Source organism: Flavobacterium sp. (assembly GCF_043778725.1).
Taxonomy (GTDB): Bacteria; Bacteroidota; Bacteroidia; order Flavobacteriales; family Flavobacteriaceae; genus Flavobacterium.
Genome location: NZ_JAYWFT010000121.1, coordinates 1 through 20,323 on the forward strand (window position 1 = coordinate 1; position 20,323 = coordinate 20,323).

21 protein-coding genes are annotated in these 20,323 nt (G+C 31.9%); 17 read left to right on the plus strand and 4 right to left on the minus strand.

Translation table 11 applies throughout. From position 1 onward, the window contains the following. Positions 1-81: 81 nt before the first annotated feature. The gene (locus ACH2CG_RS11460) at positions 82-1,410 is read right to left on the minus strand and encodes an ATP-binding protein (RefSeq protein WP_395065288.1); all 1,329 of its coding nucleotides are present in this window, start codon (positions 1,408-1,410) and stop codon (positions 82-84) included. A gap of 357 nt (positions 1,411-1,767) precedes the next feature. Here ACH2CG_RS11460 and ACH2CG_RS11465 point away from each other — a divergent pair, with 357 nt between their 5' ends. From ACH2CG_RS11465 to ACH2CG_RS11475, 3 genes are all read left to right on the plus strand, one after another. Further along, positions 1,768-3,627, plus strand: a complete 1,860-nt coding sequence (locus ACH2CG_RS11465) for a DNA topoisomerase IV subunit B (protein WP_395065290.1) — start codon at positions 1,768-1,770, stop codon at positions 3,625-3,627. Positions 3,628-3,805: 178 nt separating this feature from the next. After that, positions 3,806-4,180, plus strand: coding sequence for a GxxExxY protein (locus ACH2CG_RS11470; protein WP_395065292.1), 375 nt, complete (start codon positions 3,806-3,808; stop codon positions 4,178-4,180). 58 nt (positions 4,181-4,238) lie between these two features. Beyond that, the gene (locus ACH2CG_RS11475; protein ID WP_395065294.1) at positions 4,239-6,950 is read left to right on the plus strand and encodes a DNA gyrase/topoisomerase IV subunit A; all 2,712 of its coding nucleotides are present in this window, start codon (positions 4,239-4,241) and stop codon (positions 6,948-6,950) included. Between the two features lie 156 nt (positions 6,951-7,106). Here ACH2CG_RS11475 and ACH2CG_RS11480 read toward each other — a convergent pair whose 3' ends face one another. After that, on the minus strand, positions 7,107-7,805 hold the full coding sequence (locus ACH2CG_RS11480; protein ID WP_395065296.1) for an ABC transporter ATP-binding protein: 699 nt from the start codon (positions 7,803-7,805) through the stop codon (positions 7,107-7,109). 162 nt (positions 7,806-7,967) lie between these two features. Here ACH2CG_RS11480 and ACH2CG_RS11485 point away from each other — a divergent pair, with 162 nt between their 5' ends. Then, positions 7,968-8,648: a hypothetical protein gene (locus tag ACH2CG_RS11485; protein ID WP_395065298.1), complete on the plus strand. Its 681-nt coding sequence runs from the start codon at positions 7,968-7,970 to the stop codon at positions 8,646-8,648. Between the two features lie 55 nt (positions 8,649-8,703). Here the strand turns inward: ACH2CG_RS11485 and ACH2CG_RS11490 are convergent, their stop codons facing one another. Then, positions 8,704-9,483 (minus strand): O-methyltransferase, encoded by a 780-nt coding sequence (locus ACH2CG_RS11490; protein WP_395065300.1) that lies wholly within the window; start codon positions 9,481-9,483, stop codon positions 8,704-8,706. Positions 9,484-9,558: 75 nt separating this feature from the next. Beyond that, on the minus strand, positions 9,559-11,418 hold the full coding sequence (locus ACH2CG_RS11495) for an ABC-F family ATP-binding cassette domain-containing protein (RefSeq protein WP_395065302.1): 1,860 nt from the start codon (positions 11,416-11,418) through the stop codon (positions 9,559-9,561). A 278-nt stretch (positions 11,419-11,696) separates the two neighbouring features. Here ACH2CG_RS11495 and ACH2CG_RS11500 point away from each other — a divergent pair, with 278 nt between their 5' ends. The 13 genes from ACH2CG_RS11500 (at position 11,697) to ACH2CG_RS11560 (ending at position 20,138) form a co-directional block, all read left to right on the plus strand. Beyond that, positions 11,697-11,918: a hypothetical protein gene (locus ACH2CG_RS11500; protein ID WP_395065304.1), complete on the plus strand. Its 222-nt coding sequence runs from the start codon at positions 11,697-11,699 to the stop codon at positions 11,916-11,918. Further along, on the plus strand, positions 11,915-12,217 hold the full coding sequence (locus ACH2CG_RS11505; RefSeq protein WP_395065306.1) for a hypothetical protein: 303 nt from the start codon (positions 11,915-11,917) through the stop codon (positions 12,215-12,217). Before ACH2CG_RS11500 ends, ACH2CG_RS11505 begins: the two co-directional genes overlap by 4 nt. Before the next feature lie 9 nt (positions 12,218-12,226). Continuing rightward, a complete protein-coding gene (locus ACH2CG_RS11510) occupies positions 12,227-13,357 on the plus strand; it encodes a glycosyltransferase family 2 protein (protein WP_395065308.1) in 1,131 nt (376 codons plus the stop codon). Between the two features lie 76 nt (positions 13,358-13,433). Continuing rightward, a complete protein-coding gene (locus tag ACH2CG_RS11515) occupies positions 13,434-14,744 on the plus strand; it encodes a dihydrolipoamide acetyltransferase family protein (RefSeq protein WP_395065310.1) in 1,311 nt (436 codons plus the stop codon). Positions 14,745-14,875: 131 nt separating this feature from the next. Then, on the plus strand, positions 14,876-15,646 hold the full coding sequence (locus ACH2CG_RS11520; RefSeq protein WP_395065311.1) for an exonuclease domain-containing protein: 771 nt from the start codon (positions 14,876-14,878) through the stop codon (positions 15,644-15,646). A 56-nt stretch (positions 15,647-15,702) separates the two neighbouring features. Then, positions 15,703-16,314 (plus strand): fumarylacetoacetate hydrolase family protein, encoded by a 612-nt coding sequence (locus ACH2CG_RS11525; RefSeq protein ID WP_395065313.1) that lies wholly within the window; start codon positions 15,703-15,705, stop codon positions 16,312-16,314. After that, positions 16,314-16,658, plus strand: coding sequence for an Hpt domain-containing protein (locus tag ACH2CG_RS11530; RefSeq protein ID WP_395065315.1), 345 nt, complete (start codon positions 16,314-16,316; stop codon positions 16,656-16,658). Before ACH2CG_RS11525 ends, ACH2CG_RS11530 begins: the two co-directional genes overlap by 1 nt. 208 nt (positions 16,659-16,866) lie before the next feature. Then, on the plus strand, positions 16,867-18,117 hold the full coding sequence (locus tag ACH2CG_RS11535) for a CinA family nicotinamide mononucleotide deamidase-related protein (RefSeq protein WP_395065317.1): 1,251 nt from the start codon (positions 16,867-16,869) through the stop codon (positions 18,115-18,117). 74 nt (positions 18,118-18,191) lie between these two features. After that, positions 18,192-18,428 (plus strand): 50S ribosomal protein L28, encoded by a 237-nt coding sequence (gene rpmB, locus ACH2CG_RS11540; protein WP_035126302.1) that lies wholly within the window; start codon positions 18,192-18,194, stop codon positions 18,426-18,428. A 27-nt stretch (positions 18,429-18,455) separates the two neighbouring features. Next, the gene (gene rpmG / locus ACH2CG_RS11545; protein ID WP_035126304.1) at positions 18,456-18,638 is read left to right on the plus strand and encodes a 50S ribosomal protein L33; all 183 of its coding nucleotides are present in this window, start codon (positions 18,456-18,458) and stop codon (positions 18,636-18,638) included. Positions 18,639-18,710: 72 nt separating this feature from the next. Continuing rightward, positions 18,711-18,863, plus strand: a complete 153-nt coding sequence (locus tag ACH2CG_RS11550) for a DUF4295 domain-containing protein (RefSeq protein WP_395065319.1) — start codon at positions 18,711-18,713, stop codon at positions 18,861-18,863. Positions 18,864-18,989: 126 nt separating this feature from the next. Continuing rightward, the gene (gene ftsY / locus ACH2CG_RS11555) at positions 18,990-19,943 is read left to right on the plus strand and encodes a signal recognition particle-docking protein FtsY (RefSeq protein ID WP_395065321.1); all 954 of its coding nucleotides are present in this window, start codon (positions 18,990-18,992) and stop codon (positions 19,941-19,943) included. Between the two features lie 6 nt (positions 19,944-19,949). Next, entirely contained in the window at positions 19,950-20,138 is a 189-nt protein-coding gene (locus tag ACH2CG_RS11560; protein WP_395065323.1) for a hypothetical protein, read from the plus strand. Positions 20,139-20,323: the final 185 nt, after the last annotated feature.

A 20,323-nucleotide genomic window follows, 5' to 3' on the forward strand; every position in this document is an offset into this window, starting at 1 on the left:
TTTTTAAAAAAAGTTATCAATGTTCCGATTACAAATCCGTATTTTTGATTCAATTAATAACCTAAAAATGGTCAACGTATTTTAGGACATGACAAAAACAGACTTTCGGGTTTTGGTAAATGTTTTAAAAGCAGTGAGTTTGTTACGCAAAACCTCGTCGTAGCTTTTGGTAATTTCATATTCATTGATAGAATATTTTATTTCAAATAAATTGATGGTTCGGTCTTTTCGGTCAATAATTAAATCTATTTGTGCACCTTTATTCTGAGCTGTTCCTTTTTTATTCCAAATCGTAGTTTCCGTATAAACACCATCAATTCCCAATGCTTTTTTGATGCTTTTAGTATGATCCCAACAAATTTGCTCAAATGCTAATCCGTTCCAAATAATAACCTCAGGATTGTTGCTTTTACTTAGCCACGAACTGTTTTTAGAATTTTCAATAAATTTCAAATAAAATAAAGTGTAATAATCGCTTATGGCATATATTTTTTTGGTTTTATTCGCACCAAATGGCACATACGATTTTACAAAACCACTTTCTTCTAGTTCTTTTATTTTTTTAGAAAATTCACCACTCGAACCAATGTTCATTTTGTGTAAAATCTCTTCTCTTGTTGCTCTTGCACCCAATTCAAAAATAGTTCTAATGATTTTTTCATGAAATGCTGCATTATTGAAAAGTGATGCAAAAACATAATTAAATTCGGTTCGCAAAAGTCCATTTTTGTCAAAACAGATTTTCTCAATATTTTGTGTAGCACTCATTCCTTTGTTTACTTGCTCCAAATAATAAGGAATTCCGCCCATAACCATGTATAAATTGGTTATTTGGTATCGATCCAGTTTTATAGATTTGCTTTCTAAAAATAGTTCGGTTTCATAAAGCGAAAACGGTTCAATTTTCATTCTATGTGTAACTCTATTGTGCAAACCACCACGATTAGCAATCAATTTGTTGAGCATCCACGAAGCCGAAGATCCGCAAACAATTAGTTTTAGATTTTCCTGTGAACTTGCCCAACTGTTCCAAAACCACTCTAAACCGGTTATAAATTCTGATTTTTTTGTGTCAAACCATGGTAATTCGTCTAGAAAAACTACTTTTTTCCCTTTCTTTTTTTCTAATTGTTTTTTTAATAAAAAAAAAGCTTCCAACCAGCTCTTCGGAACTTCAAAATCATTAGAAAATGATTGATTCAAGGCCAAACTAAAATTGATTAATTGCGATTGTGTGTTGCTATTGGCTAAACCTGTGGCATAAAAAGTAAAATTGTTATTAAAATATTCTTTTATTAAATAGGTTTTTCCAACACGTCTTCTGCCATAAACTGCTACAAATGCTGGTTTATTGTCATCAACTATTTGTTGCAAGAGTGTTTTTTCAAAAAATCTTCCAATTATTTTCATATATGTAAAATTTATTTTTTAGCGGTCATATATGGTATCGCTTTTTTATTTATTGGTGTTTGCTTACGCAAACTTTTTGTTAATGGCGATTTCATAAAAATTATTTTTCCAAATTTACAATTTATTTTGTAAAATGGAAATTTAATTTAATTATAATCCGCCATTTTTAATAAAAATAGCAAAAAATGGTGGATTATTTTTTTGTTTATTTGCTTTTTTATTTTTGATTTTAACCTTGTATTTCGTATTTCTAACCTTGTACTTTACATTGTCAATATCATCTTAATAACTTCTCTAAATTCCTCTTTAAAAGCTATCAATTTTCACTAAATTAGCACTCAAACGATTTTTTTTAAAATGGCAGACGAAACTAAATACGACGAAGACAATATACGCTCACTCGATTGGAAAGAACACATTAGAATGCGTCCCGGAATGTACATTGGGAAGCTCGGTGACGGTTCTTCGCCAGATGACGGAATTTATATTTTGCTCAAAGAAGTTATTGATAACTGCATCGACGAATTCGTTATGGGCGCAGGAAAAGTCATTGAAGTCACCATAAAAGATAAATTGGTAACCGTTCGTGATTATGGTCGTGGAATTCCATTAGGTAAAGTCGTTGATGTAGTTTCAAAAATGAATACTGGTGGAAAATATGACTCCAAAGCATTTAAAAAATCGGTTGGTTTAAATGGAGTTGGTACCAAAGCTGTTAATGCTTTATCCAATTATTTCCGAGTAGAATCGGTTCGTGATAACCAACAAAAAGCCGCCGAATTTTCGGAAGGAAATCTAACAATTGAGGAAGATGTAATTGAATCAACAAAGCGAAAAGGTACAAAAGTTGCCTTTATTGCTGATGAAGCGATTTTCAAAAACTACAAATACCGAAATGAGTATATTATCAAAATGCTCAAAAATTATTGTTATCTAAATCGTGGATTATCGATTTATTATAACGGTGAAAAATACCTTTCAGAATTTGGTTTAAAAGATTTGTTAGAGGAAACAATTGCCGAAGAAGATATGCAATATCCAATCATTCATTTGGAAGGTGAAGATATCGAAATTGCATTAACACACAGTAAATCACAATATTCCGAAGAATATCATTCGTTTGTAAACGGACAAAATACAACACAAGGTGGAACGCACTTAAACGCGTTTCGTGAAGCCATTGTAAAAACCATTCGTGAATATTATAACAAAGGTTTTGAAGCTTCGGATATAAGAAAATCAATCGTTTCTGCGGTTTCAATAAAAGTGGAAGAACCAGTTTTTGAAAGTCAAACCAAAACCAAATTGGGTTCCAACGATATTGGTCCAAATGGTCCAACGGTTCGAACGTTTATTCATGATTTTATCACAACTAAATTAGATAATTTTTTACATAAAAATCCAGAAGCTGCCGATTTGCTTTTACGCAAGATTTTACAAGCCGAACGCGAACGTAAAGAACTTTCTGGAATTAGAAAATTAGCTAAAGACAGAGCCAAGAAATCGAGTTTGCATAATAAAAAATTACGCGATTGTCGTGTGCATTTAACCGATGCTAAAAATCCAAGAAGTTTAGAAAGTACGCTTTTTATTACCGAAGGAGATTCGGCTTCGGGTTCGATTACCAAAAGTCGTGATGTGAATACACAAGCTGTTTTTAGTTTGCGTGGTAAACCTTTGAATTCTTACGGAATGTCGAAGAAAATTGTTTACGAAAACGAAGAGTTCAATTTGCTACAAGCAGCATTAGATATTGAAGAATCAATCGAAGATTTGCGTTATAATAATATCGTAATTGCTACCGATGCGGATGTCGATGGAATGCACATTCGACTATTATTGATTACGTTTTTTCTTCAGTTTTTTCCAGAAATGATTAAGGAAGGACATTTATATATTTTGCAAACGCCTTTATTCCGTGTTCGAAATAAAAAGGAAACCATCTATTGCTATTCTGATGAAGAAAGAAGAGATGCCATTGAAAAATTAAAACCAAAACCAGAAATCACACGATTTAAAGGATTGGGAGAAATTTCTCCAGATGAGTTCAAGAATTTCATTGGCGAAAGCATCCGATTAGATCCAGTAATGTTGGACAAAGCCACATCAATAGAAACGTTGTTAGAATTCTATATGGGTAAAAATACACCAGATAGACAGATTTTTATCATCAATAATTTGAAAGTGGAATTGGATAAGGAATTGGTGGAGAAGTAATTGATGGAGAACAAAGTTTTTGGAGCACAAAGTTTCACAATGCTTAGCACAAAGTCACACAAAAAAATAAAAAAAACTTTGAGAAACATTGGGATAGAACAGAAATTGAATAATTTTTTTAAAAAAAGCATAGAGAAACTTCGTGAAAAACTTTGAGTAACATTGTGATACAAAAAATATGATTGAAGAAAATGAGATAAGTAGAATCATTTTAGATTGTGCTTTTAAGGTTCACACGAAACTCGGTTCGGGTTTACTAGAAAAAGTTTACAGAGAATGCTTGGCTTATGAACTTGCAAAATGTGGATTAGAAGTAGAGCAAGAAAAAGCTTATCCTGTAATTTATGATGAAATAAAATTTGATTGCGGTTACAGAGTTGATATTATTGTAAATAAAAAAGTCATAATTGAATTGAAAGTAGTTGAAGATTTTACAATTGAACACACAGCTCAATGTTTAACTTATATGCGACTTTCAGATTGTAAATTAGGCTTGCTATTAAATTTTTATAAAAGATCATTGAAAGATGGTATAAAAAGATTGATTATATAAACATTGTGATACTTTGTGTAAAAACTTAGTGAAACTTTGTGCTACAAAAAAGGCATAAATGAAAGACGAAGAAGAAGAGAATAGTAACGAAGAAACTAACGACGAGTTAGACGAATCAACCAACGACGAAATTGCTGACGAAGGCTTTGAAGACATAGTTTCAACAGGCAAAAATCACTTTTACGAAAACGACGAAAATCCAGAAGATACCATTACCAAAGTTACAGGAATGTACAAAGACTGGTTTTTGGATTACGCTTCCTATGTGATTTTGGAGCGTGCCGTTCCTGCAATTGAAGACGGATTCAAACCAGTACAGCGTCGTATTATGCACTCGCTGAAAGAGTTGGATGATGGTCGTTACAATAAAGTGGCGAATGTCGTTGGGCATACGATGCAGTATCATCCTCACGGAGATGCGAGTATTGGTGATGCTATGGTGCAAATTGGTCAAAAAGAATTGCTTATTGATTGTCAAGGAAACTGGGGAAATATTCTAACCGGCGATAGCGCAGCGGCTTCGAGATATATTGAAGCACGTTTGTCAAAATTTGCTTTAGAAGTTTTGTATTCTCCTAAAATTACCGATTGGGGAATGTCCTACGATGGTCGTCGTGCCGAACCAAATAATCTTCCTGTAAAGTTTCCGTTGCTTTTGGCTTCTGGTGCTGAGGGAATTGCGGTTGGACTTTCGACTAAAGTTTTGCCTCACAATTTTAACGAATTGATTGATGCGTCAATAAAAATTTTGAAAGGAAAACCCTTTACAATTTATCCCGATTTTCAAACTGCCGGAATTGCTGATGTATCTAATTATAACGATGGACTTCGTGGCGGACGTGTTCGTGTTCGTGCCAAAATTGCGCAATTAGACAAGCAAACATTGGTGATTACTCAAATTCCGTTTTCTACAAATACTACGACTTTGATTGATAGTATTTTGAAAGCGAATGAAAAAGGGAAAATCAAAATCAAGAAAATTGAAGACAATACCGCTGCCGAAGTTGAGATTTTAATTCACTTATTTCCAGGAGTTTCTCCAGATAAAATGATTGATGCTTTGTATGCGTTTACGGCTTGCGAAACGTCGGTTGCGCCATTAGGCTGTGTGATTGAAGATAACAAACCACTTTTTGTTGGCGTTTCGCACATGTTGAAAATTTCGACCGAAAGAACCGTTGATTTACTTCGTCAAGAGTTGGAAATTCAATTGGAAGAACTTAAAAACAAATGGCATTTCTCTACTTTAGAAAAGATTTTCATTCGTGAAGAAATGTATATTGATTTCAAATTGTATTCTGATAGAGAATCGCTTTATGTATACATGTACAAAGCATTTGAACCGTTTAAAAAGTCATTTGTTAGAGAAATTTTGGATGACGATTTGCAGAAATTAACTCAAATTCCGATGATTCGTATTACACGTTTCGACTCGGACAAAGCCGATGATGTAATTTCTAAATTGGAAGATGAAATGAAAGAAGTGCAACATCATTTAGACAATCTAATTGATTTTGCTATTGACTATTTTGCTCGATTAAAAGAAAAATACGGAAAAGGTCGCGAGCGTCAAACGGAATTGAGAAGTTTTGAAAATATTGAAGCTACGAAAGTGGTTTTAAGAAATACTAAATTATACGTAAACAAAGAAGAAGGTTTCTTTGGAACTGGTTTGAAAAAAGACGAATACGTTGCCGATTGTTCTGATATTGATGATGTTATCGTTTTCTTGCGCGATGGAAAAATGATGATTGCCAAAGTCGATGATAAGAAATTCGTTGGAAAAGATATTATTCACATTGCTGTTTTTGACAAAAATGACAAGCGAACTATCTACAACATGATGTATCGTGATGGTAAAAATGGTTCTACTTTTATAAAACGTTTCAATGTTTCGGGAGTTACTCGTGATAAATTTTACGATTTAACACAAGAAAAAGCAGGAAGTCAAGTGTTGTATTTCTCTGCAAATCCAAATGGTGAAGCAGAAGTTGTAACGATTTTGTTACGCCAAGTTGGAAGTGTAAAAAAACTAAAATGGGATTTAGATTTTACTGATATTGCTATAAAAGGTCGTGCTTCTCGCGGAAATACCGTTACGAAATATCCTATCAAGAAAATTGAATTGAAAGAAAAAGGAATTTCTACTTTGCGTCCAAGAAAAGTTTGGTTTGATGATACAGTTCAAAGATTAAATGTTGATGGAAGAGGTGAGTTGTTGGGTGAATTTAGACCAAACGACCGACTTTTAATCATCAATCAATCAGGTAAATTAAAAACAATTATTCCAGAATTGACAACCCATTTCGACGAAGATATGATTGTAATGGAAAAATGGAATCCGAAGAAACCAATTGCTACCATTTATTATGATGGAGAAAAAGAGCGTTATTTTATCAAACGATTCTTGGTTGAAAATGAAAACAAAGAAGAGATTTTTATTACTGAACATGAAAAATCACAATTGGAAATTGTTTCTACCGATTGGCGACCAGTTGCCGAAATTATTTTTGCTAAAGTAAAAGGCTTTCAAAAAGAAAATCAAATCATTAATCTTGAGGAATTTATTGCTGTAAAAGGAATAAAAGCCATTGGAAATCAATTGACTTCGGATAAATTAAAACAAGTCAATCTTTTGGAATCGTTGCCTTACGAAGCAGCAGAAGAAGTAGTTGCAGAAGAATTGGAAGTTTCTGAAGATGATATTATTTCTGAAAATATTCAAACAGAATTGGATGATGATGGTCAGATTGGATTGAGTTTTGAGTAGTTTACTATCCATTTAAAAAAATTAGTTATAATTAATTTCTCAAAAAAAATAAAAATAAAAAATAAAAAATCCCGAAATTTTTCGGGATTTTTTATTAAAAAAATAAGATATAATTCTTCTTAGATTAAATTTTTTTTCAAAAAATTAGGTTTAATTTTATAAATGATCAACATTTTGAGTGTCACTTTCTATTAATCCATCTCTCAAACGGATTATTCTGTGGGCATATTTGGCAATATCTTCCTCATGAGTTACAAGAATTACCGTGTTGCCTGATGCGTGAATATCTCCAAAAAGTTTCATGATTTCTACTGATGTTTTACTGTCTAGATTTCCGGTTGGCTCATCGGCAAGAATTATAGAAGGTCTATTTACTAGCGCTCTAGCAACGGCTACTCTTTGTCTTTGTCCTCCAGAAAGTTGGTTGGGTTGATGGTCCATTCTATCGGCAAGATTTACTTGGGTTAAAACTTCGGTCGCTCTTTTATTTCTTTCAGATTTAGAGTATCCAGCATAAATCATTGGCAAAGCAACATTATCTAGCGCTGTTGTTCTTGGTAAAAGATTGAAGGTTTGAAAAACAAAACCAATTTCTTTATTTCTAATTTCTGCCAAATCGTCGTCGTGCATTTGCGAAACATCTTTTCCGTTAAGGATGTAACTGCCAGATGTAGGTGTGTCTAGACAACCTAAAAGATTCATTAATGTAGATTTTCCTGAACCCGATGGACCCATTAATGCAACATATTCACCTTTGTTGATTTGTAAATCGATTCCTTTTAAAACGTATATAATTTCTGTTCCAAGAACGAAATCACGCTTGATGTTGGTAATATTTATAAGTGGATTTGACATAATTTATTTTTAACTAATAAATGATTAGTAGTTTAAATCTGGATAAAGTTACAAATTTCAAAAAGAAATAAATGCGATTTATATAAGTTTAAGTTTTAATTGTGTAACAGACTAAGTTGATGTTTGAGATAATTTTACCATAAATATTAAAACTTATTTATTATGAAAAAAAATGTATTAAAATTTGGATTGTTTTCAATGATTCTATTAGGAATGGTTTCTTGTCAAAACAAAGATAAAGAAATGGCCGATAAAAGAATTAGCGAATTGGAAAGTTATGTTGATTCATTAAAAGCAGTTTCTGCAGCCGATGCCGAAACCAATTGGGAGAAAATAGCGGTTGATTTTGATAGAAAAAGCACAAGTGCCAACGAGTCTTTAGCTACTCTTGATGAAGCTACCAAAACTTCAGCACAAGAAAAAATTGATGCAGCAGCAGCTAAATATGATGAATTGAAAGCTACTATTGAGGCTAAGTCTACACAAAATAAAGTTGTTGCTGCAGCTAGTCCAAGTCAGTTGTTAAGAGACAGATTGTTTGGAGCCGGAAAAATTGGCGATGATATGAGTTTTGCTTGGGTGAATAAAGATAATATTTTGAAAGTATATGATACTTTTTTCCAAGCTTATAAAGACAACAAAGGTGATTTTTCTAGAGAAGATTATGATGAAATAAAATTGATGTATGAAGCATTGGACAGCAGAAAAAATACTGTTGAAAAAGAAGGTTTAACATCTGATGATAATACCAAAATTGCTTCAATTAAATTTAAATTTGGACCAATGTTTAAATTAAACAGAGTTGGTGCTAAAAGTAGAGAAACTGCCGAAGCAAAAGAATAACTACAATTATTAATTCAAGTGGAGAAATGGCAATCAGGGATGGTTGCCATTTTTTTTATGTTCTAATCACAAAATGTTCTTTTTCTTGTTCAATTCTAAAAAAAATAATTCCCCATTGAAACGTGTCAATAGTTACTGTAACTTGTGGATAAATTTTTATAATTTCCCAAGCTTCTTCCATGTCTGCACTCCAATGAATATCGTCAAAAATCCAAACAGAATCATTGGTAATTGTAGGAAGTAAAAGCTCAAAATATTCTAAAGTTGCTTTTTTAGAATGGTTACCGTCAAAGTAGATGAGTTTCGAGTTTCGGGTTTCGGGTTTCGGGTTTTTTAGATAGCTAGAAAATTCAGTATTTACAAATTCAATGTTATTTAGATTTTGCAATTGACATTGATTTTTTGCAATTGCCATTGTATTTGGACAACCTTCTAAAGTAATAATCTTTGAATTTTTATTTCCTAATGATAGGGCAGAACTTGCTAATCCTAATGAAGTTCCAATTTCTAGAATAGTTTCAGGTTGAAAATAATTTACAATTCTGAATAATAATTCAGCTCTTTTAGATGAAATCCCTGCATTTTTCGCAATTTGATTTATGGCACGAGTGTTACTTTTAAAAACTCTTGAACCAGCACCAAAATCGGTTACTTCAATCGTGTTTTTATTTTCTAAAAGTGAATTTCTGTAGTTTTTTAAAATAGAATATTCAGGATAATTCTTTTTATCGTAAAAGCATTTCGTTACCAAATTATATACAAATGGAGAATGAACACCATGTTGATTCTTGGAGTTCCAAAGGAAATTTAAATATGATTTTATTTGAAATAGCATTAATAAAAGTGTTCAGTATTTAGTTTTAAGTGTTCAGTACTGCCAACTAAAGACTCAAAACTGAACACTTTTTAATTATTCCATTTTAGAAGAAAGCTCAAACCAACGTTCTTCTTTTTCTTCTTTTAAATTGATTACTTTTTGCAATTCATTTGCCTTAGCTTCAATTTCGTTATCAGCAACTTTTCCATCAGAGAATAATTGCTCGATTTGTTTTTTCTGATGTTCTAAATCTTTAATCTCTTTTTCGATTTTATTGAATTCTTTTTGCTCGTTAAAATTCAATCCAGCCGAAATAGTTTTCGCTTGTTTCCAATTGTTCTTTTCCTTGTTATCGTCTTTATTTGCTGGTTCAGCCGAATCTTCGTATGCTCTAAAATCAGAATAATTTCCAGGAAAATTTTCTACAATTCCATCGCCTCTAAACACGAATAAATCATCAACAATTTTATCCATGAAATATCGGTCGTGCGAAACCACAAGCAAGCAACCTGGGAAATCCAACAAGAAACTTTCTAATACGTTCAACGTTACAATATCTAGGTCATTTGTTGGCTCATCCAAAATCAAAAAGTTAGGATTCTGAATCAAAACCGTACATAAATACAATCGTTTCAATTCGCCACCACTCAATTTTTCAACAAAATCGTATTGTTTTTTACTGTCAAATAAAAAGCGCTCCAATAATTGTGAAGCCGAAATCAATTTCCCTTTCATCAACGGAATATATTCTCCATATTCCTTAATAATATCAATAACGCGTTGTCCCGGTTTTGGGTTAATTCCGCTTTGAGTATAATAACCAATTTTGATTGTATCACCTGTAATAACTTTTCCAGAATCGGTCGGAATTGTTTGCGTCAATAAGTTCAAAAAAGTCGATTTTCCTGTTCCGTTTTTACCAATAATCCCAATTCGAGCACCACGCTGAAAATCGAAACTAAAATTCTCTAAAATCTTTTTATCACCAAATCTTTTAGAAATTTTATGCAACTCAATAATCTTGCTACCAAGACGTTCCATATTAATTTCAAGTTCAATTTTGTTTTCTTTTCGGCGACTTTCTGCTTTTTCTTTAATCACATAAAAATCATCTTGACGCGATTTTGACTTTGTAGTTCGAGCTTTTGGTTGTCTTCGCATCCAAGCCAATTCTTTCACAAAAAGATTTTGAGCTTTATCAACACTTGCATTTTCAGAAGCAAGTCGTTCTTCTTTTTTCTCTAAATAATAAGAGTAATTTCCTTTGTAACTGTATAATTTTCCGTTATCCAATTCTATAATCTCGTTGCAAACGCGTTCCAAAAAGAAACGGTCGTGCGTAACCATAAACAACGTAACATTTTCTTTAGCAAAATAACTTTCTAGCCATTCAATCATCTCTAAATCAAGGTGATTCGTAGGCTCATCCAATATCAATAAATCAGGTTTATTAATCAAAATAATCGCCAACGATAGACGTTTTTTCTGTCCACCAGACATGTTTTTTACCTTCAATTTGAAATCTTCCAACTTCAATTTAAACAAAATTTGTTTGAACTGCGTTTCAAAATCCCAAGCATTAAAACGATCCATGTCGTCAAACGCTTTTTCATAAGCTTCGCTATCTTCTGGGTTTTCAAGTGCTTTTTCGTAACGCTCAATTACATGTAGAATTTCATTATCAGATGCAAAAATACTTTCCTCAACCGTCAACTCATCTTGCAATTGTGGAACCTGCGATAAAAACGACATTTTAATTTCTTTTCTCATTACAACTTGCCCAGTATCAGGCGTGTCGTCGCCATTAATAATTTTCATTATTTGGGTTTTGCCCGACCCATTTTTGGCAATAAAAGCAATTTTTTGGTCTTTATTAATTCCAAACGAAATGTCCTTAAACAACGTTCGTTCGCCAAATGATTTCGATATATTTTCTACAGAAAGGTAATTCACAAGTGTATTTTTTTTGCAAAAGTAAGCTATAAATTACGAATTAAAAATTACCAATTACGAATTGTTTCAGAAGCGAATGGCTTAAGTTTTATTTGCTATCCATTTTCCTGCTTTTCATTCCAATCTTTTATCAATTGCCTCGGGTTTAAACCCGAAACAATTAATAAAAGGATTTCCATTACAATCAGGGCTAAATAGTTATTGTCTTTTATTTTTGTTCCTTATTTCAAAACAACAATTATTTTAATTCGTACATTTGGTTTTCTAAACTATTTGCCATGAGTGATAATTCAAATAAAAAGGATAAAAAGCTAGACTTAAATAAAGTTGAAGAACCAATTACGGAATATTCAAAAGAGAAAACTTATGCAAATATTGAAGAGCATCCATTATTTATCAAAGTAATTGAAAAATCAATCAAAGAAGCTGCAGAAGGAAAGACATTTACAACTGAAGAAGTTATGAAAATGACTAAAGAAAAATATCCATTTTTAAAATGATTTTTAAAATTGTTTGGACAGTAACTGCTTTAAATTCTTATCATGAAGAAATTGATTACATCTATTATAAATGGAATTTTAAAGAAGTTTTAAATTTTGAAAATCTTGTAAATACTGAAATAAATAGAATTTCCACCAATCCGTTTATTGGAAAAGTAAATTTGAGGAATTCTTATTCTTTAATTTTATCGAAGCAAACGACTTTATTTTACACAATTAATAATAATTTAAATTTAATAGAATTACTATTATTTTTCAACAATCAAAAAAATCCTGAAGAATTAAATAAGTTGCTTTAAATTTGTCCCATGCAACTATCCGTAATCATCCTTAATTATAATGTGCGCTATTTTCTAGAGCAATGCGTTTTAAGTGTCCAAAAAGCACTTGAAAACATTGATGGCGAAATCATTGTAATCGACAACAATTCGTCAGATGATAGTTGCGCGATGATGAAAGAATTGTTTCCAAACGTAAAACTTATCGAAAATAAAGAAAATCTAGGTTTTCCAAAAGGAAATAATATTGGAGTAGCACAAGCCAAAGGCGAATTTATTTGTATTTTAAATCCAGACACAGTTGTTTCAGAAGATACATTTACCTCAATTTTAAACTCGAAACTCGCAACCCGAAACTCGCAACTCGGAATAATCGGTTGTAAATTAATCGACGGTACAGGAAATTTTCTGCCCGAAAGCAAACGCGGAGTTCCAACACCTTGGGTTGCCTTCACAAAAATCTTTGGTTTGTATAAAGTTTCAAATCTATTCGGAAAATATTACGCCCAACATTTAACCGAAAATCAATCGGGAAAAGTGGATATTTTGGTTGGCGCTTTTATGGTTATGAAACGCGATTTGTATAATGAAATTGGTGGTTTCGATGAAAATTGCTTCATGTATTCTGACGATATTGATTTGAGTTATATGGCGTTGCAAAAAGGAAAATCGAATTATTATTTTCATGAAACAACGGTAATTCATTATAAAGGTGAAAGTACAGTTCGTGATGAAAAGTACATGAAACGTTTTCAAGAAGCAATGGAATTTTTCTATAAAAAGCATTTCAAAAAATCGGTACTATTTAGTTTTTTTATGAAAATTGGAGCTATAATTTTTTCGCTAATCAAGAAAAATCAATCCAAAATAATTAAAAGAGAAATTAATCAATACATCTTTTTTTCAAAAGAAGAATTACAATTAAATTTGACAAAGAAAACAACAATTTTAAATAATTTTTCCCAATTTAAAAATGAAGAAAATTCGAATATCGAAATCATTTTTGATACAAAATCTTTTAGTTTTCAAGAGATAATTAATTTCATGAATTTCAATAAAAGCAAGAATTTAACATTTAAGAATTATATTTCTAATTCTAATTATGCAATTGGAAGTAATAATTCAATCGATAGAGGACAAATTATCGTTATAAAAAATTAGTATATTCTTTATAAAATGAAGATAAAATTACTAATTTTGCAATCATTATAAAAAAACACAACTTTAGTTTAAAGATATGGCAAAGTTTGAATTGAAATTACCTAAAATGGGTGAAAGCGTTGCAGAAGCAACAATTACCAATTGGTTAAAAAATGTTGGCGAAACTATCGCTGCCGACGAAGCTGTACTAGAAATTGCTACCGATAAAGTAGATAGCGAAGTTCCAAGTGAAGTTTCAGGTACGTTAACCGAAATATTGTTCCAAGTGAATGATGTAGTAAAAGTTGGTCAAACCATAGCAATTATCGAAACAGAAGGAGGAAGCGTTGAAGCTTCAAAAACTGCCGATGTTGCTGCTCCAATTGTAGCTGAAGTAGCTAAAACTGTAGAAACGGCTAAAGAAAGTGTTGCTCCAGCCGATTTTTCAGGTTCAGATAAATTCTTTTCGCCATTAGTAAAAAATATTGCTAAAGAAGAAGGTGTTTCTGTTATCGAGCTAGAAAGTATTTCAGGTTCAGGAAAAGACGGTCGTGTTACTAAAGAGGATATATTGAAATTTGTCGAAAGTCGAAAGTCGAAAGTCGAAAGTCAACCTACACAAACGATTACTCAAGTTGCTCAACCCGAAAATCGTAACTCGCAACCCGAAACAAAGGCTGTTCCAGTTTCTGTAAACGGTGGCGATGAAATTATCGAAATGGACAGAATGCGTAAGTTGATTTCTGGATATATGGTTGCTTCAGTTCAAACTTCTGCTCACGTACAATCGTTTATTGAAGTTGACGTTACTAATATTGTAAAATGGAGAACTAAAGTTAAAGATGCTTTTGAAAAACGTGAAGGCGAAAAATTGACTTTTACTCCAATAATGATGGAAGCCGTTGCGAAAGCATTGAAAGATTTCCCGGGAATGAATATTTCGGTGGATGGCGATTACATCATCAAAAAGAAAAATATAAATTTAGGAATGGCTGCAGCATTACCTAACGGAAATTTAATTGTTCCAGTTATTAAAAACGCTGACCAATTAAACCTTGTTGGAATGGCAAAAGCTGTAAACGATTTAGGAAACCGTGCCAAAGCAGGAAAATTAAAACCAGACGATACACAAGGTGGAACATATACGGTAACAAACGTTGGAACTTTCGGTTCGGTGTTTGGAACGCCAATCATCAACCAACCACAAGTTGGAATTCTAGCTCTTGGTGCCATTAGAAAAGTACCAGCAGTAATCGAAACTCCCGAAGGTGATTTCATCGGAATCCGTCAAAAAATGTTCTTGTCACACAGTTATGACCATAGAGTTGTTGATGGAGCACTCGGCGGAAGTTTTGTAAAACGTGTAGCCGATTACCTTGAAGCATTTGACGTTAATAGAGAATATTAAAATAAAATTTAAACGTAACCCTTTCAATAATAACAAATTGAAAGGGTTTCTTAATTTTTGATTAAAACTTTTCATAATATCGATAAACGGTAACTACAAAATTTTATATTTGTCAACGATAATATAAAAATATGGAATTAAAACTCACTAGGCCAATTTGCTTTTTTGACCTTGAAACAACTGGAATTGAAGTAGCCAAAGATAGAATTGTAGAAATATCAATTTTCAAGGTATATCCAAACGGAAACAAGGAAAGTAAAACATGGTTGGTAAATCCTACAATTCCAATTCCTGCAGTTACAACAGCGGTTCACGGAATTACAAACGAAAAAGTAGCTAACGAACCCACATTTAAAGAATTAGCTTCTCAAGTTCATAACATGATTAAGGATTCTGATTTGGCTGGATTTAATTCCGATAGATTTGATATTCCACTTCTTGCCGAAGAATTACTTCGTGCTGAGGTTGATTTTGATATGAAAAATAGAGTTTCAGTTGATGTTCAAACTATTTTTCATAAAAAAGAAGAACGTACATTAAGCGCAGCATTAAAATTTTATTGCGGTACAAATTTAGAAAATGCGCATTCCGCCGAAGCCGATACCATGGCAACCTACGAAATTCTAAAAGCACAACTAGACAGATACGAAGATTTAGACAACGATATGAAATGGTTATCCGAATTTACAACACGAAAAAAATCAGTAGATTTTGCAGGATTCATAGCATTAAATAAAGAAGGAAAAGAAATTTTCACTTTCGGAAAAAATAAAGGACAATTAGTAGAAGAAATACTTGAAAAAGAACCAGGATATTACGGTTGGATTCAAGGTGCTGATTTTCCGTTATATACAAAAAAGGTTTTAACGGCAATCAAACTAAGAAAATTAAATACAAAATAAGCTATCATCACAGTTTGCAAACTGAAAACTGAGACTGAAAACTGAGACTGAAAATTATGAAAATAATCTGCATTGGTAGAAATTACGTAAAACACATTGAGGAACTTCACAATGAAAGACCCGATGAGCCAGTTATTTTTATGAAACCCGATTCAGCAATACTCCTTAAGCAACATCCATTTGTTATTCCAGAGTTTAGCAACGATGTACATCATGAGGTAGAGATTTTAGTAAAAATAAATAAAGTAGGAAAATATATTGAACCCAAATTTGCACACAATTATTACGACGAAATAGGATTAGGAATTGATTTTACAGCTCGAGATTTACAAACCAAGCTCAAAGAAAAAGGTTTACCATGGGAAAAATCTAAAGCATTTGACGGTTCAGCGGTTATTGGAGACTTTTTACCGAAAAAAGATTTCATTTCGCTAGAAAATATTAATTTTGAATTATTAAACAACTCACAAGTTGTTCAATCAGGAAATACAAGTCACATGCTGTGGAAAATTGACGAACTAATTGCTTATGTTTCTCAATATTTTACACTCAAAAAAGGCGATATTATTTTTACAGGAACACCAGAAGGAGTAAGCGCTGTAAAACCCAACGATATATTAGAAGGATTCATAGAAAATAAAAAATCATTTAGAATACAAGTTAAGTAATGGCAATAAATTATAACCTCTCAAAAGTTTATGCACTTTCGGATAACGATCCAGAATTTGTAATACAAATTATCACACTTTTTGTGACAGAAGTACCTCAAGATTTAAAACAAATTGAACTTGGTATAAAAACCAAAGATCACAAACAAGCCTATGCCTACGCACACAAAATAAAACCAACCCTAGATTTATTAGGAATGACAATGGCCTACGAAGAAATTCTTCAAGTAGAAGCATGGACAAGAGCAGAAGGCAAGAAAAAAGAAATTGAAGCAACCTTTGATAGCATTCATGATCAAGTAGAAAAAGCAATTAAAGAAATAAAAAAAGACTTTGATTTATAATAATTAGAAGCGAATGGCTCGGGAATTATCAGCAGTGGTAATTCCCGCTTTTCATTACAATCTTTTTTAGTTTTCTTGGGCATTAACCCAAGAAAACTAAAAAAGGATTTCCATTACAATCGGGGCTAAAAAAGCATTCCATAGTATTCTTTGTATTATCTTTGCTCTTAAATAAGATTTAATTTAAACAGCTAAAATTTAATACCCATTGAAAGCAACCATAGTAACTATTGGAGATGAAATACTAATAGGACAAATTATAGATACAAATTCAGGTTTTATAGCCAAATCACTCGATAAAATTGGAATTCAAATTACTGAAATGCTCTCCATTTCCGACGATAAAAAACAAATTTTAGACACTTTTTTATCACTACAAAATAAAGTCGATCTAGTAGTTATAACAGGCGGATTAGGACCAACAAAAGACGATATCACCAAACATACTTTCTGCGAATATTTTGACGATAAATTAATTCAAAATGATGAAGTTTTGGATCATGTTACAGCCTTGATAGAAGGAATATTCAATCGTCCAATTACCCAAATGAACAAAGATCAAGCTCTTGTTCCTTCTAAATGTCACGTGCTTTTTAATAAAGTAGGAACAGCACCAGGCATGTGGATGAAAAAAGAAAATACAGTATTTATTTCGTTGCCTGGAGTTCCATACGAAATGAAATATTTAGTAGAAAATGAAATACTACCCAAAGTAGTTCGCGAATACAAAAGACCCTATATTTTACACAAAACAATTTTAACCTATGGGCAAGGTGAAAGCCTTGTAGCTGAGCGAATTGAAGATTGGGAAAATAATTTGCCAGAGTTTATAAAATTAGCCTATTTACCTGCTCCAGGAAGAGTTCGTTTGCGACTTTCTGCACGAGGAACAAACAAAGAAATCCTAGAAAAAGCAATCGATGAAAACGTAATATCGTTAACTAAAATAATTGGCGACATCATCGTCGGATTTGATGAAGACGAAACAATTGAAGTTGTTTTAGGACGATTATTAACCCAACAAGGAAAAACTATCTCTACTGCCGAAAGTTGTACTGGAGGAAAAATTGCACAAGTTTTTGCATCAGTTTCAGGTGCTTCTAGTTATTTTGTAGGAAGCGTAGTTTCTTATGCCACAGAGACTAAGGTTTCGGTTTTAGGAGTTTCACAACAAGCAATAGATGCGTTTTCTGTTGTAAGTAGTCAAGTTGCAACACAAATGGCACTAGGAGTTCAAAAATTGATGAAAACCGACTATGCAATTGCTACAACTGGTAACGCCGGACCATTAAAAGGAGACGCAGATGCAACAATTGGAACTGTTTTTATAGCCTTAGCAACACCAAGTGGAGTTATTGTTGAAGAATTTAATTTTGGCCAACCACGTGAAAAAGTGATAGATAGAGCCGTAAACAAAGCATTTGAAATGATTCAAAAAGAAATTTTAAAAAATCTCTAGTATTTTTTTGTGAATAAGGTTTCTTTTTTGTTTCTTTGCACCCTCGATTTGAATAACGATAAAAGATAAGCATAATGTCAAGAGTTTGTGACCTTACAGGTAAAAGAGCGATGGTAGGAAATAATGTTTCTCACGCAATGAACAAAACTAAGAGAAAATTTTCTGTAAACTTAGTTAAAAAACGTTTCTATCTTGCTGAAGAAGACAGATGGGTTACTCTAAGAGTAGCTGCTTCTACAATAAAAACAATCAATAAAAATGGATTAGCTGCAGTATTGAAAACTGCTAAAGCTAATGGATTTATTAAATAATTCCTTATCCAATAAAAATAAAGCAAGATGGCAAAGAAAGGTAATAGAATACAAGTGATTTTAGAATGTACAGAGCACAAAGGAACTGGTCTTCCAGGAACTTCTCGTTACATTACAAATAAAAACAAAAAAAACACTCCAGATAGATTAGAGATTAAGAAATTTAATCCAATCTTAAAGAGAATGACTGTTCACAAAGAAATTAAATAATTAGAAATTTAAGAAAAATTCAAATGGTCACATTTGAAGATTTATTTTTAAATAAAAATACACATTTGAATCATGGCAAAAAAGACCGTTGCAACATTACAGACATCATCTAAAAGATTGACTAAAGCTATCAAGATGGTAAAATCACCTAAAACAGGTGCATATACTTTTCAAGAAAGTATCATGACACCAGAAGAAGTTGATGGTTTCTTGCAAAAGAAATAATTCTTAAATAAATATATATCAAAGCTACTTTCTAATGGAAGTAGCTTTTTTATTTTTATATTTGTAATCAATTAGTGCCTTTTAAATATTGGAGATGCAATCCTAATCATTAACCAGAATAAAAAGATGAGTTTTTTTAAAAGAATATTTTCATCAGAAAAGAAAGAAACATTAGATAAAGGTTTAGAAAAAACAAAAACTTCTTTTTTTTCTAAGCTAACAAAAGCTGTTGCAGGAAAATCTAAAGTTGATGACGAAGTTTTAGACAACCTTGAAGAAATACTTGTTTCTTCCGATGTAGGTGTAGAAACGACTTTAAAAATTATCAAACGTATTGAAGAAAGAGTTTCTAACGATAAATATCTTGGAACTGACGAATTGAATCAAATTCTTAGAGAAGAAATCTCTGGACTTTTATCTGAAACTAAATCGGGTGAAGAATCTGAATTTAAAATTCCAGCCAATAAAAAACCTTATGTAATTATGGTTGTTGGCGTTAATGGTGTTGGAAAAACTACAACAATAGGAAAATTAGCATATCAATTTAAAAAATCTGGATATAAAGTTGTTCTTGGTGCTGCCGATACTTTTCGTGCTGCTGCCATAGATCAATTGCAAATATGGGCAGATAGAGTGGGTGTTCCAATTGTAAAACAACAAATGGGTTCTGATCCTGCATCGGTAGCTTTTGATACTTTGCAAAGTGCTGTTGCACAAAATGCTGATGTAGTAATTATTGATACAGCTGGTCGTTTACACAATAAAGTGGGTTTAATGAGTGAATTATCAAAAGTAAAACGCGTTATGCAAAAAGTAACAGATGATGCACCTCATGACGTACTTTTAGTTCTTGATGGTTCTACTGGTCAAAATGCATTTGAGCAAGCTAAACAATTTACAGCTGCAACAGAAGTATCTTGCTTAGCTGTAACAAAATTAGACGGAACGGCTAAAGGCGGTGTTGTAATTGGAATTTCAGATCAATTTCAAATTCCTGTAAAATATATTGGAGTAGGTGAAGGTCTTGAAGATTTACAAGTATTTAATAAATATGAGTTTGTTGATAGTTTTTTCAAATAATCGCTTATGAACAAATTTCTATCCTTTTTTAAAACACCATCATCATTAATTCTAGTACTCATTAGTTTTGGAATTGGAGTTTTAGCTAAACTAATAGAAAAGAAATTTCCCGATGTAGCAATGGGTTTACAATTGATAACTTTTATACTATTTGTTTATGGTATTGTAAAATACTTTAATTCTAGATTTAAATAGTTTTGAAATTTAAACTATATATAAATTTGACTCAAAAAATTTGTAAATAGTTGTTTAGGTGTTAAAAAAGCAATATAATGGTTGGAAATAACTAATTAATTTCAATTAGTTACAAAAAATTAGCATCTGTATATAAGGTTGTTGAGATTTTTTTTATAGTTTTAAGGATTTTAATTTAATATCTT